The organism is Dyadobacter soli (genome assembly GCF_900101885.1).
In the GTDB taxonomy this organism is placed as follows: domain Bacteria; phylum Bacteroidota; class Bacteroidia; order Cytophagales; family Spirosomataceae; genus Dyadobacter; species Dyadobacter soli.
The window spans coordinates 271,941-284,682 of record NZ_FNAN01000011.1 but is presented as its reverse complement, the minus strand read 5'-3'; the positions used below and the strand labels follow the sequence as shown (position 1 = coordinate 284,682).

Sequence of the window (12,742 nt, the reverse complement as noted above, 5' to 3'; positions counted from 1 at the left end):
TAATTGATCTAACTGGTTGCTTTGCTACTGTCACCAAAACAGTCTGAGCAATGAAAAAAGCGAGAAAACCCAAACTGGCGATCCAGACGCTTGCCATCATCCCCACAGAGGCTAAGGGCCCTGACGGCGATGATCCAATCACCACCAGCGGCACGATCTGTACACTGCCTGGCAGGCTTTAAGTAGCACCCGCAAGCCCGGGGCCGAAGTGACCACCTTCGGCTTCCGGGCATTTTTCGTGTTAAAAATGATTAAGCTACCAATCCTATGCTCGAACAAAACTACTCGCTTGAATGGCTGGATTTCATCATCAACGTTACCCTGAACATCGCCAAGACCGAGATCGATACGCTCTCAGACAAGCAGTTGCAAACCATTGTCGCCAAAGCTGACGAGGAAAAAGAGCGGCATGTCAAATTTTTAAAGCAGCAGGGTTTTCAACTCGATTCCCGGCGGAAAATGCAGCTCCTGGTCGGCCAGTACCATGCAAGCCTTGTGATGCTACTCGACCAGGCCTACGAGAACGCTTCCAGAATCAGTCCAACTCACCAGCGGCTGCAAACAGCCCTTGAAAGTATTTCGGGTTGCCTGGATGAGCTGCTGGGCTTTGTCGAAGACCGGTTCAGCGACTTTCTCAGTCTGGACGAACGGGTTCCGGCGTCCTACCTGGCCCAGATCAAAAAGGAGCTCTCCGACCGGTTAGAAGCGCTCCGTCTGGAATTGTTTGTCAGGATTGACAACAGAAGCCTGACCGATATTATCGTTCAGAGTCTTCACCATTTCATTTACGATTCTGAGAAAAGGCCAATCTCCTTCCGCGAGGTGTTCTATAAAAAGGAACTGGTCTCTTCGCTTGAAAAGATCAGCAGTGAAACCGATGAAACAAGGCTTCATCAGGCCATTATTGAGCAGCTGGTCTACCTGAATTTCAACAGCCGCGGATTTATGAACTACTTCACCCAGAAACTGGCCCAACGGATCAATGCTTATGGCCCGGTCCACGAAAAAATGACGCAGCTCCTTTTGAGCTATAAGGAATTCAACCAGATGCATCGCAAAGCAGGAGTCAAACTGAGCCCTCAACACGCCGACCTAAAGAAAGTGCTCGGAAACTGGTTTGCCCAGGAAATCACCTATCTGGAAAAAAAGCACCAGTGGGACGTTTTGCCGCTTCAAAACCAGCAGCCAAGTAAAGAAAAACCCGAGCCCTTTAAAGTAATGTGCTTTCTTTCTGTGGATCAGTTGGGGCTAATCCTGAGAGCCCTGGACGCTCTCAGGATCGTTAAATCCAAATCCCTGAACAGTTTCATACAAAGCGTAGCGCCTTACCTTTCAACACCCAGGAAAGAAGAGATTTCTTATGAAAGCCTGCGCAACAAGGCCTACACTTTCGAAGCAGGCGACAAAGAGGTGGTAATCGGCACACTAGAACGGATGATCACCTGGATAAGGGAATCCTGAGAATGTCGCTGCTATGGCCATGCCCCAAATGATCGATTACCTGTCAAGCCACTATGCGCTCAGCGAAGAATTTCGCGCTTCGCTCAAATCTGCGCACTTCCAGAAGACCTACCCTAAAGGCCACATAATTTACCCTGGCAAATCCTTTTACAGCATCTATTTCATTAACAAAGGCCTTGCAAAAGGCGCTTACGAAAGCCAGGACGGCAAAGAGCATATCACCCGGCTCTGGCAACAGGGGCAAGCTATGTTGCTTGGCCCCCGAAACCCGGCCCCCAGGTACGGTCAAGACCAGATCGTGTTGTTGGAAGACTGCGTGATAAGCGGCATTCAGCCCGCCGCAATGATGTCTATCTACCAAACTTTTCCCGAAGCGGCCAAGTTGGCCAGCAAAATTCTTTTAGAAGACATTCGCCTGGCAGCTATTAAATCCATGCTGTGCGCGCTGCCTGCCCTGGAAGCCTATACCAGGTTTACAACGCTGTTCCCAGCCGAGCGGTTCTTGCTGCGCGATATTGCAGCTTACCTGGAAATCACTCCCAGTACGCTCAGCGAGATCAGAAGAAAACGGAATTAAATCGACTACAATACGAAAATCAATTTGTAACCGGCTTTCGATTTCCGCAGTAGTTCAAAGTTTTATAAGCCGAAATTCACCAATGATCCGGAAAGATCATGCCTCAAACAATTTTAGATTCTCAACCCCTATGAACAGAAGCCTTATCATCAGGTTAATCACCGCGGCACTTATCATTCTGTATTTCTACACGGCCCTATCAAAGGTAATTGACTATGAAAAGTTTCGGGCGCAGATGCTCAATCAGACTTTTCCGTCCTGGCTTTCGCACCTTGCTTTCTGGCTGCTACCACCGGCTGAGCTGTTGGCTGTGTTGCTGCTGGTCAACCCTTCAATGCGGCATGCCGGGCTGTGGCTTTCGACACTGCTGATGACAGCCTTCACTGGCTACATGGGCCTTGTACTGCTTGATTTTTTCAGCCGCCGCCCGTGCAGCTGCGGAGGGGTGATAAGCAGTTTGAGCTTTGAAAGCCATTTTTTATTCAACCTTTTCTTTCTGACGCTCTCAATCACCGGCCTGATGCTGGCCAGACGGGAAGCTTCTTCGGATAACATCAAGCCGGACGCAGGCACAGGCAGCAAGTCTGCCCCGCGTCCGCCAGGCGCTGCCGAAAACCTGAAAACAGAGTAGGCGACAATGTTCACTTTTCACATTTTAAACTTACAGTTATGAAAAAGTTCAGAATCGATTATTTGCTGGCGGCCTCTTTGATGCTTGCAGGTGGTATGGCAGTCTCAAACACGATAGGCGCGCCAAAAACCAAGGTCTTAACCCAGACTTGGGTCAGAACAGGCACGCCTGCGCAGCCCAACCGGGACAACAGCTGGGAGATCGGATCACTTTCCGAGTCTTGTAACGCGGCCGAAAAACTCTGCAAAGGCGTTTTCGAAGACGGATACAATCCTAATGCCCACACCGACGCTGAAAACACCGCTGCCAACCAAAGCGGGTCCATTCAGACCGGATACGTGCCTGAATAATCTGGCTGCTTGACAGAGCGCGGGCGGAAGCCCCTGCCCGCGCCTGTTTAGTTCTATCTATATGCTACTAAGACAAAGCCATCGCCGGCATTGCAACGACAGCTGATCTGCGAGGTGTCCGACCCAAGGTTCTTTGCCGCATTCACTTAAAATCCTTTGGCCCCAAGCCAATTTTTTCTCCCTCCCACCCTCTCGCCCAAGCCCTTTCCGCAAACCGGAAGCGGGGATTTCACCCTGGATATGACCGGGTGGGAGCAGCTAGGCCCAGCTTTTGAAATGATACGCAATAGTGACATGGCAAGTGGACGTATGGATGAGAGGGCCCCTTTACTGATCCACAAATGGTTTCCGGGCGGGCATTTGTATTTCTATGTGGCCTATCCCTTAAAGATGCGTTTGATTGGCCTTGGGAGCCTGAATGATCTGCATAAGTTTCACTGGCTCAAGGCAAAATATGGAAAGGTAGAGTCAGGTTCTGACGCCTATTACATCACCCCTTCCAATAATTTCCAGGATCCGGCAGAAATCTACCAAAACCTTTTCTCCACGATCGATAAGCCGGTTGTGATCCGCCAGCTTCGCGGGGGTAAAGTTGCCCGCTACTGGTTTGTCTACCGTTTGAGGTGCGCAGGTAGCTGACTACCGCTGGCGCGACAAATAAAAGTGGCCGAGCGCAAAAAGACAGACGATACCGATCATAAAGCCCGCCAGCACGTCAGTCAACCAATGCGCGCCCAGGTAGACCCTGGATATGCCCACCAGAAAGATCATCGCAGCAGAAAAGACCGCGACCGATGTCCTGACCGCAGTGGGCAAGGTTTTCTGATTGACCATGACAAGGATCAAGAAGCCGAAAAAGACGGTGTAAAACAGCGTGTGCCCGCTTGGAAAACTCTGATACCTGGCTTTTTCGATGATCCGCACCAGGTCCTGGGTTGGTCCAGGCCTGTTGATGAGTATTTTCAGCGACCAGCTAATCACACCGGAGATAAGGGTGAGCATGAAAAACATCGCCTCGCGCCTGCACTTCAAAAAATAGAACAACCCGGCGACGCCTGTAACCATCATGACAGAGTATGGCGGATTGCCCGGCCAGCTGACTGCACGCATGAAAGTATCGAGCAATGCATGGCTTTGCTCCTGAACTTCCTCCGACACTTCTAAATCAACCATCGATGGAGGCAGTGCCGTGACCAGATAGCCCAGCAATACGAAACCCAGGATTAGAAGCATAACTACTGTTACCAGCAGCCGCCTCTTACTTTTTAATACTGTTTCCAAGAAATCCATAACAAGATTGGCTTTTTCAGGAAACTATCAGGCAATTTTGAAAAAATTCTAAAGACCTAAGGCAGTCTACAGGCGGATACGCTATTGTCAGTTAGGGATGACCGGTATTTGCGCTTGCAAGACGCCCAGCCCGCTGTACAGACTAAGTCCATTGCTTAAGGGGCATCTCAGATTGCCCTCCCTGGGGCTGGGAACACTGGCGATTTGGATAAATTCTAAGCGGGAAAGTACCGCCGATCAGCGTAGGAAAGCGAGCAGCTTCTTACACCTGGCTGGAATGAAAGCCTGCCATCAAAAATTATTTTAACCTTGGCCCGCGCATACCGGCCGCCTGTCGCCAATAAAAATTCATTATGGCCACTCGACGCCTTGCCTTGGAATAAAGAAGCCTTTTATGCAGTTGGGATTTCTGATGCAGATTTGAATATGGTTCTTTTCATGGAATCCAGCGCCGTCATATAGCTCCCCGCCTTCTACAAACACACCCCTGACAGAATCAAATGGAGTTCCATTGGACTGGCTCTGGATCAGATGTATATTTTCAATGACAGCACAATCGAGCTCCCGGAGCAATTTTTCATTGGAGCCCTTCACATCTTTGTTGCGTGGGACCTGACCGTTACTGGTATTGGCGGCAGTGACTAAGTTGTCGTAAGACATTTTCGCCAGGCGCAGATATTGTGTATCCAGAAGGTCCAGACACTGGCCCAGGTCAATAACCGCCCCGAGCACAGCAGGAGTCTTAATTTTTTGTGTGGGATGATTGCTGGCAAAATCCAGGGCCCTTTCGTGATTGTTCTCCCAAAAATACAGACCTCTTCCCAGCCAATCATAGATAGAGCTACTCGGAGTCATAGGCTCTCCAAACACGATACTATCCCTTACCTGCTGTTCACATCCATGAAAACCAATCAACAGGCCGGGCCGGGCAAAATACATACGGAGGCATTAACGCGTTGCTGGTGTTTTTTTAGCATTTTGACCCTTTTTGCCGACAAACGAGTCAAAAACATTGAGCTCACGCAGCAAAGAATCGGAAGCCTCCTTTTGAGTAACCAGCTTGCGTTGGTTCTCCAGTTTTTTTTCAAGCTCTTTAAATTCTCTCAGGCTCATCTCGCTTCCTGGGTTAAATTAAAAATATGCACTAAGCAAATATACAACAATGCAGTAATCCCTCGCCGTTTCAGCAAACTTTTGCCCGTTCGGCACGTTCAACTTTGGCCTTATGCCTCGCATCGCAAAGTAAACATAGATAGAACCAAATAAATTCTTGGCTATTGAATCGCTTATACCCCTGGCGCACACTATCCACCCGTTGTCAAGTTGGATCTAAATGAGTAAATTCGCATACTTCGAAGAATCGACTCCTACCCCATCAACGCTCCATTTGGTGCGCAGGGTTTTCTTTTGCCAATTTTTCCCATCTTGGAAGGGGGTAAAGTAAAACTTTACCCCCTTCCAAGATGGGATTCCGGGTATGCTATGCGCTGTCTGCAGAGAAACTCTTTTATTTTACCCTGCCCTACTGATAAAACCAGTGATTCCCAGAATAGATCATTGCATGCCAACAATGAGGATTCACTTGTCAAGTTTCGCAGAGCCCAGCTATAAACCTAAGCATGATCTCTAACTGTTAACGTTCGAAATGAGCCTGCCGGGTACAGGTTGCTATTCCGGAAGTTGATCGAGCCTGAATTTATTTTAGGATCATCTCGGGTCCTTACCTCGTTTAGTGCAGGTAGCTCGGTCAATGCCATAACTGATCCTGTGACAAGCCAGCTTAAATCAGCGCACAAAAACAGCTAACAGTCTGCGGTTAGCAAATTGGGCTAAAAGATCCCATTAAATAAAATTGAGAACCGGTCCATTGCTTTATTTCTTAAATTTTAAAAGCAGTGAAATACCAAGGTCACTTTCGACAGATCGCCTGAGTACACTTTGCTGCTCATAGCTATCTAATACGGGATTGGTCGGGACATTGCTTTATAAAGCATTTCCTCACTAAATCCGACATACCTGACTGGTAAGAAATCATTCAACTAACACCTCCTTCTATGAAAGCGCAAAACTTTATCAAGCAGTTAGCAGACCAGCGAAAAGAAGAAAGAAATGAGCTGGTCATCTCTTACCTTACCCTAAGGAACCTGATCGGATTTGGCGGTATGCTGTTACCGATAGCTCTGGCGGTGCGCCCCGCCAGACCATCGGAATATTATTTCGGGTTTGAGCCTTCCATAAGCGACTACTACTATACGGATAGGGGCGATATCCTGGTAGTGATTTTATGTATTATAGGCGCATTTTTGATCACTTACTACGGTTATGGCTTTTATGAATGGTTGTTAACTTTCCTTGCGGGCATTTGCGGAATCGGCGTAGCGTTTGTACCAACCAAAATTGGGTGCGACCGGTGCCTGCTGAGTGTACATACCGAGCACGGAGGCGTTTTTAAGACATTAGCCGGGACAGGATGGCATTTCGCCTTTGCCGCAACCTTCCTTCTTAGCCTGGCTATCATGTCGCTGGTGTTTTTTACCCGAGGCGACGATAGTGCAGCTACCGAAGGTAAAAACAAACAAAAAGCGATCAGAAACCGTGTTTTTAAAATATGCGGCTGGGTGATCATCGGCTCACTTATCATACTGGGGATTTACTTTATCCTTCGGCGCATGATAGGCCTGGATGTCAAACCCTTCCCGATAGTTTACGTCTTCGAAGCTGTGGCTGTTGAAGCGTTTGGTTTTTCCTGGCTGGTAAAAGGTCAAACCCTATGGCCGGACGGCGAACATTATCTGAAAAAGGGAATAAATATGCTGAGTCAAGCCTAAAAACCCGCCGGCTAATCCCTATCTTATTCTAAAATCTTACTAACCAGGGACGCCTTCGAAAAGTGACAAAACAAAGCAGAGGAATTGTTTCTGATTAAAAGCGCGGCTTATATCCGGACTTACTGGAAAACTTAGTTTGTCAACCCACACTACTGGTAAGCATACGCAATTCTATTCCCGGCTTTTGTGCTAACCCACGGAAGGCTAAAAGGAAACCATTCATCGAATGCTGTCAAGCGGTCTAATGGCGCCATAAAACCCTGTCCAGCTCTAATAAAAACGCTTCAAGACGCTGCTAGCACTGCTGACCCAACACGGCCTTCACGATGTCTTCAATAAGGATTTCGACCTTCTTTTTGGCACCTTTCGAACGCAAGTCTATGCCCACGGCCCGCCCGTGGGCTATTGCAAGGCCAAGATAACAGATTGCGCTGTAGACGAGCGCTATGAGTGAGCTGCGCAGAGGTTCGGAATCGGCGCTACCGGAACTGCTCCTGACCTTTATTGCCAGGTAGTCCAGTAAGGCCGAACTGGTCAGCTTTCCTGTCACTACCTCTCGCCTGAGTATCTGTTGGCAGGAGGAGTTTTCCCAGACCTGGCATAACACAAACTTTAATGCGCCAGCAAGCACCTGCTCTTCACTTTGCCGGCAAGTGCCGTCATCAACGGCGTTCAAAAACTCACAGGCCGGTGGGAGTAGATCAGACACAGCCGTGAAATACTGCTCGATCAGATTTTCAACGGATCCAAAATACCGGTAGACAAGTACTTTGTTGACGCCCGCCAAATCAGCTACCAGCTGGGTTGTTACCCTGGCGGTTCCACCTGCGGAGATGATCTGCCCTACCGCGTCGAGCATTTTTTGGCGGGTCCTGGATTTATCGCGTTGCTTAACTTTCTGTTGCTTCATGGCCAGTATTATTAAACTGAACCCTACCCCTTCCAGGTCTTGGAGAGGCAGGGCAACTTATTTGGGTGCTTGTTCAAAGACTATATAAGGCAACAGATCAGTTAACGCGGGTTTGGGCTGATGCCGCTCAGTGCTATTTCAGGATCCGGGATTGGAAGCGTGTAGCGGTTATCACCGGGCAAAAGGCTGATGGCGCCACCCGAAGTAAGCCGCTGCAAACGCACAGCAAGTGCCGGGTCTTTGTTCAACCGGCGCAGGTCAGTCCAGCGTAGCCCCCTTGCGACAAGCTGCTTACGCCGCTCTGAAAGCACCAGGTTCAAAAGGCTGTCCTGACCTGCAACCAGCTCCTTAAAGGTGCCTGCCTTAAAGCGCTGCTTTAAAAGCGCGTTCAGATCCGAGAGCGCCGCAGTGCGCTGCCCGGCACGCGCATAGCACTCGGCACGTATCAAATACAGCTCATCGGTAGCCAGGCCAGCAAAAAGTGTCGCGCTGCCCAGATAGCTGCCTTTGAAGCCAAATACCCCGCCTCCGCGATCGACAAAGAAGCAGGTCTTTCGCAGATCGTCTGGCGCGTAGGAACGGTAAAGGCTCGAGTCTACACCCGTCTGTGTCAATATGGGAAGATCCATTCCAGGCATAGAGGCGTGAAAAATAATCTCCGGATTCAGCCCGGTAAACATGGCTGGAAAGGGCCGGCGGGCCGATGCGTTCAGCGTATTATAGTCCAGCAATTTATCATGCAGACCAAGGGCTTTACTGGCGTAAATCAGCGCCTTGCCGTATTCGCCCATGCTCAGATAAATCCGCGCTAAGAGCGCCTTTGCCGCCACGCCAGACGGGCGATTGGTAAACCCTACAGGCCCGGTTAGCAAGGCCTCCGCCTTTGAGAGGTCGGAAAGAATCTGATCATAAGTAGCTTGAAGGGTGCCACGATCAGAAATCTGATTTACATCCGCGGTCAGCCGCAGCGGAATGCCGGGCAATGAGCTGGCGCTGCTACTATCGTAGGGCGCGCAAAATGCCGCAGCCAGGTTGTAATGGGCAAATGCCCGAAAAAAAAGCGCGCTACCCTGGATGCTGGCGTACTGTTGCTGGGAGGCGCTGTCTGCCTGAATCGATTCAAGACCTGAAAGCACCACATTGGCATAAAAGATACATTTGTAGGGCAAATCCCAATCCTGGCTTGATTTGCCCTGAAACGGGTCCCTTTCCCAAAGATATACGCCGCGTTCTGCGGGCGGCAGCCCGTCTATCGCCACGGGCAGGCAGTAAAAATCGTCTGTGGCCAGTGCCTGCATACCAGGAGAGGTGTTCATCCCTTCAGGCACCGCGTCAAGCAGCGCCTGATAGTCTGAGAGCTGGCCAGGCACCAGCAGCCGCTTGTCCGGCTTTTGCTCCAAAAACGAAGGCTCGCAGCTCACAAGCAAGCCTGCGCAAAATAAGATCATCCAATATTTTCTCATGTCCGTAAGATGTCTGAGTTAAATGTTTGCCCGAAGTCCCAGGGCCAGGCTTTTGGGTGGAGCAGGCCCCAGCATGTAATCCGGGTCAAGGGGCCCTTCGGCCTTTTTCCAGATCAGGCCGAGGTTGTTAGCATACAGATAGAGCTGCATGCTGCCGAAGGGAAGTTTTTTATTTTGCTCCCGGGAAAAGGAGTAAGTGAGGTTCACGTCCTGAAAGCGGATGTGATCCCCCTTTTGCACCAAAACATCTGAATAAGTATAAAACTCGGTGCGCGCTACATTTTCGGTAAGCGGCATTGAAGGCACATGGGTAACGTTTTCATCGCCCGGTTTTTGCCAGCGAAAGCTGTAATCCGCGTGCCCCCCAGCGCCGGAAAGAATGCTACCATAGTCCACAGAAGCGTAGCGCACCGCATAGCCTAGCCGGAAGCTTATATTTGCAGACAGCGAAAATCCCTTGTATTCAAAAGTGTTGCGGAGCGCGCCAAAAACGCGTGGGCGTGCTGCGCCATTATAAATCAGCCCATCCAAAGTGGCTGACGATTTGATCGCCGTGTAATCCTTGCTTACCTCCCCATCCAGATAACCCTGCGGGTCACCACTAGCAGGGTCAAGGCCCGCCCACTTGTAGCTGTAAACGGCGTACAACGGCTTTCCTTCTGCCGGCACCAAAGTGCCGCCGGCCAGGTACGCACTGGCCACCGAAGTCGGCTTAATCAGATACCGGCTGACGCGGTCTGCCGCATAGCTAAGCAGTAAATCCGTGTCCCACCGTAGCCCCCCTTGCAAGTTATGGGTGCTCACAGAAAGCTCTGCTCCCCTACCCTTTGTGTTGGCTGTATTTCCCCTGAGAACGCTCACACCCGTCTGCGCGGCCAGCGGCACTGCCCCAATCAGGTCAACACCCTTTTTAAGGTAGTATTCAAAGGTCCCGGAAATACGGCCGCCTTTAGTTTTAAAGTCCAGCGCGAAATTGATCATCCGCACACGCTCCCAGCGAAGTTCGGGATTAGGCGGGTTGGTGATCGAAGCATACGGCAAGCCGGTCCCAGAAAGGTTGGCACCCAGGTAGGTAGCAGTCGTGTAGGCAGACACAGTCTTATCCACGTTGCCATTATAACCGTAGGTAGCCCTAAGACCCATTTGTGGCAGCCAGGCGAGTTTATAGAATTTTTCCTGGCTGAGCTTCCAGCTTAGTCCTGCCGAATAAAGAGGCACCCCTTTCTGATTGGCCCTGACTCCAAAAAGGTTGGACTGGTCAAGTCTTGCGCTGGCCGAGATCCCGTACCGGCCCGCTAGCATATAGGTCGCATTACCGTACCAGGAGATGTAGCGGTCTGCCAAGCCAGATAGCGAGGCCGGGTCTGGGATACGGTTGTTTTTTGAGGAGGGATTTACAAAAGAGGTAAAGTTGGTCAGGTAGTCGATCTGGACGCTGCTGGCCAGCTGATCATTATAGCCGTAATAGCGGCTTGAATATCCATCTGTATCCAGTTTTCGAAACTCGGCTCCGACCAGCGCATCGATGCTTCCACCTCCTGCAAGCTGTTTATTCAGGTTTAGTTGACCGCGAAGGTTGTGGCCTGCCGCGGAAGCGCTAGAAATGTCAAGAATGTCGCCTACCGGGACAGGACGGATCAAAGATCCGTCTTCGGCAATGGAAGTAAAGCGGTTGACCAGATCACGCACGGACCAGCTGCGTTGATCCTGACGGTTGCGCCGCTGGTTTACCGTGTTCAAATATTGGTAGAGCACATCGGCCGATAGCCATGGCGTGACCCGGTAGGTCAGCTGGGTATTCATCCGGTAGTCAGTTGCCCGGATACGGTTGTCGGCTCTTTCAATTTCGGACAGCGGGTTAAACCCCCAATCCAAAAGCCCTTTCTGGCTGGCCTGCTGCAAGAAGCGCTCGCGGTAAAGATGGGTCACCTTCAATGGCTCGCCGTTCGGACCGACAAGGCTTGCATATGGGTAGAGCGGTTTTCCTGCTGAGATGTTCAGGTCCGACCCGTCAAGCGCATTCTGAAAAGCAGTCGAATTCGAGTAGTAGAGCCCGGTTGTAAGCTCTATTTTCCTGGCGAAAAGTAGGTAGGTATTGGTCGCATTGACAGTAAAACGAGATGATTTATCTCCCACCAGGCTGGAAATGCTCTTGTCATAGCCACCCGAAACAGCGTACCGCTGAAAGGCAGTCCCACCGCTAAGGCCGACAGAGTACTGCTGATTGATGCCGGTCCTGCTTAGATGCTTCCGGTAGTCGTTTCTGACATCGTTTGCCCGAAGCGATTCAATCGCTGAGTTCACCTGCTCAGAAGTGAGCTTACCATCCCTTCCGGCAATCAGTAGCTTCACGACAGGGGTCAGCGCGATTTTCGCATCACTGTTTTCAGCTGATTTATAGTAGCCTCTTTCAAAGAGCATCTTTTCGATGTCTATGTACTCGCCCGTGCTGATCTGAGGCTGGTAAAACACGTCGGGCCTTTCGCTGAGAGTTACATTCGAGTTGAAAGAGACCTGCATCGGGCTGCCAAACTTTCCTTTCTTGGTAGTGATCACAATCACGCCATTTCCGGATTGTGCCCCCCAAATCGAGGCTGCGGCTGCATCTTTCAGGATGGTGACGCTTTCGATGTCGTTGGGATTGATCTGGGAGACATCTCCTGTGTAAGGAAAATTATCCAGTACGATCAGCGGATCCTGCCTGGCAAAGATCGTGCTCTGGCCCCTTATGCTGATCGCGCTTTGCGCGCCCGGGCGCACTACTCCGCTACGGTTGACGACCAGGCCAGGGACAACATCTTCCAGGCGTGAAAGGATATCTGCGCCCACCCTTCGGTTCAAAAGCTGCTGGTCAACGCGGGAAAATGATCCGGTGGCACGCTCAGCGGCGATGCTCTGATAACCGCTGGATACGACCACCTCAGCCAGCTGTCCCAAATCCGCAGCAAGAACAATTTGCAGCGTCCCCTGGAGCCTACCGTCAAGTGTAATCTCTTTTTTCTGATAGCCGATAAATGAGACGACCAGCACAGTCCCCGGACCTGGGGCGCGAAGCCGGAAGCTACCAGAAGAGTCAGCAGTAACCCCGACATTTTCTCCTTTCAATACAACCGAGGCGCCCGGCAAGGCCAAACCGGTCTGATCCGAGACGCGCCCGGTGACACTAAAACCCTGGGCAATTGCAGAAAGCGGAAGGCAGCTTAAAAGCAGCATGTAAAGATATGTTTTCATC

At 50.6% G+C, this 12,742-nt stretch carries 13 protein-coding genes; 7 read left to right on the top strand and 6 right to left on the bottom strand.

Annotated features, from left to right (window positions below):
• The first annotated feature begins 50 nt into the window (after positions 1-50).
• From BLQ88_RS37385 to BLQ88_RS19790, 6 genes are all read left to right on the top strand, one after another.
• Positions 51-182 (top strand): hypothetical protein, encoded by a 132-nt coding sequence (locus BLQ88_RS37385; protein WP_262485707.1) that lies wholly within the window; start codon positions 51-53, stop codon positions 180-182.
• Between the two features lie 85 nt (positions 183-267).
• The gene (locus BLQ88_RS19810) at positions 268-1,461 is read left to right on the top strand and encodes a hypothetical protein (protein WP_090153673.1); all 1,194 of its coding nucleotides are present in this window, start codon (positions 268-270) and stop codon (positions 1,459-1,461) included.
• 13 nt (positions 1,462-1,474) lie between these two features.
• A complete protein-coding gene (locus tag BLQ88_RS19805; RefSeq protein WP_143016882.1) occupies positions 1,475-2,038 on the top strand; it encodes a Crp/Fnr family transcriptional regulator in 564 nt (187 codons plus the stop codon).
• A 130-nt stretch (positions 2,039-2,168) separates the two neighbouring features.
• On the top strand, positions 2,169-2,669 hold the full coding sequence (locus BLQ88_RS19800) for a MauE/DoxX family redox-associated membrane protein (protein ID WP_176885031.1): 501 nt from the start codon (positions 2,169-2,171) through the stop codon (positions 2,667-2,669).
• Positions 2,670-2,707: 38 nt separating this feature from the next.
• Positions 2,708-3,019 carry a hypothetical protein gene (locus tag BLQ88_RS19795; protein WP_090153668.1) on the top strand — a complete coding sequence of 104 codons (312 nt, stop codon included), beginning with the start codon at positions 2,708-2,710 and terminating at the stop codon, positions 3,017-3,019.
• Between the two features lie 156 nt (positions 3,020-3,175).
• Positions 3,176-3,658 (top strand): hypothetical protein, encoded by a 483-nt coding sequence (locus BLQ88_RS19790; RefSeq protein WP_143016881.1) that lies wholly within the window; start codon positions 3,176-3,178, stop codon positions 3,656-3,658.
• Here the strand turns inward: BLQ88_RS19790 and BLQ88_RS19785 are convergent, their stop codons facing one another.
• From BLQ88_RS19785 to BLQ88_RS36765, 3 genes are all read right to left on the bottom strand, one after another.
• Entirely contained in the window at positions 3,659-4,309 is a 651-nt protein-coding gene (locus BLQ88_RS19785; RefSeq protein ID WP_090153664.1) for a phosphatase PAP2 family protein, read from the bottom strand. It abuts the gene before it with no gap.
• 351 nt (positions 4,310-4,660) lie between these two features.
• Positions 4,661-5,248 (bottom strand): hypothetical protein, encoded by a 588-nt coding sequence (locus tag BLQ88_RS19780; protein ID WP_090153662.1) that lies wholly within the window; start codon positions 5,246-5,248, stop codon positions 4,661-4,663.
• Between the two features lie 9 nt (positions 5,249-5,257).
• Positions 5,258-5,422 carry a hypothetical protein gene (locus BLQ88_RS36765; protein WP_176885030.1) on the bottom strand — a complete coding sequence of 55 codons (165 nt, stop codon included), beginning with the start codon at positions 5,420-5,422 and terminating at the stop codon, positions 5,258-5,260.
• Positions 5,423-6,363: 941 nt separating this feature from the next.
• On the opposite strand from BLQ88_RS36765, the gene BLQ88_RS19775 reads away from it, so the two are divergent.
• A complete protein-coding gene (locus BLQ88_RS19775; RefSeq protein ID WP_090153660.1) occupies positions 6,364-7,137 on the top strand; it encodes a hypothetical protein in 774 nt (257 codons plus the stop codon).
• 295 nt (positions 7,138-7,432) lie between these two features.
• On the opposite strand, the gene BLQ88_RS19770 is transcribed toward BLQ88_RS19775, so the two are convergent.
• The 3 genes from BLQ88_RS19770 to BLQ88_RS19760 all read right to left on the bottom strand — a co-directional run bounded on the left by BLQ88_RS19770 (position 7,433) and on the right by BLQ88_RS19760 (position 12,741).
• Positions 7,433-8,047 carry a TetR/AcrR family transcriptional regulator gene (locus BLQ88_RS19770; protein WP_090153658.1) on the bottom strand — a complete coding sequence of 205 codons (615 nt, stop codon included), beginning with the start codon at positions 8,045-8,047 and terminating at the stop codon, positions 7,433-7,435.
• Between the two features lie 101 nt (positions 8,048-8,148).
• Positions 8,149-9,510: a RagB/SusD family nutrient uptake outer membrane protein gene (locus BLQ88_RS19765; RefSeq protein WP_090153656.1), complete on the bottom strand. Its 1,362-nt coding sequence runs from the start codon at positions 9,508-9,510 to the stop codon at positions 8,149-8,151.
• A gap of 18 nt (positions 9,511-9,528) precedes the next feature.
• On the bottom strand, positions 9,529-12,741 hold the full coding sequence (locus BLQ88_RS19760) for a SusC/RagA family TonB-linked outer membrane protein (RefSeq protein WP_090153654.1): 3,213 nt from the start codon (positions 12,739-12,741) through the stop codon (positions 9,529-9,531).
• Position 12,742: the final 1 nt, after the last annotated feature.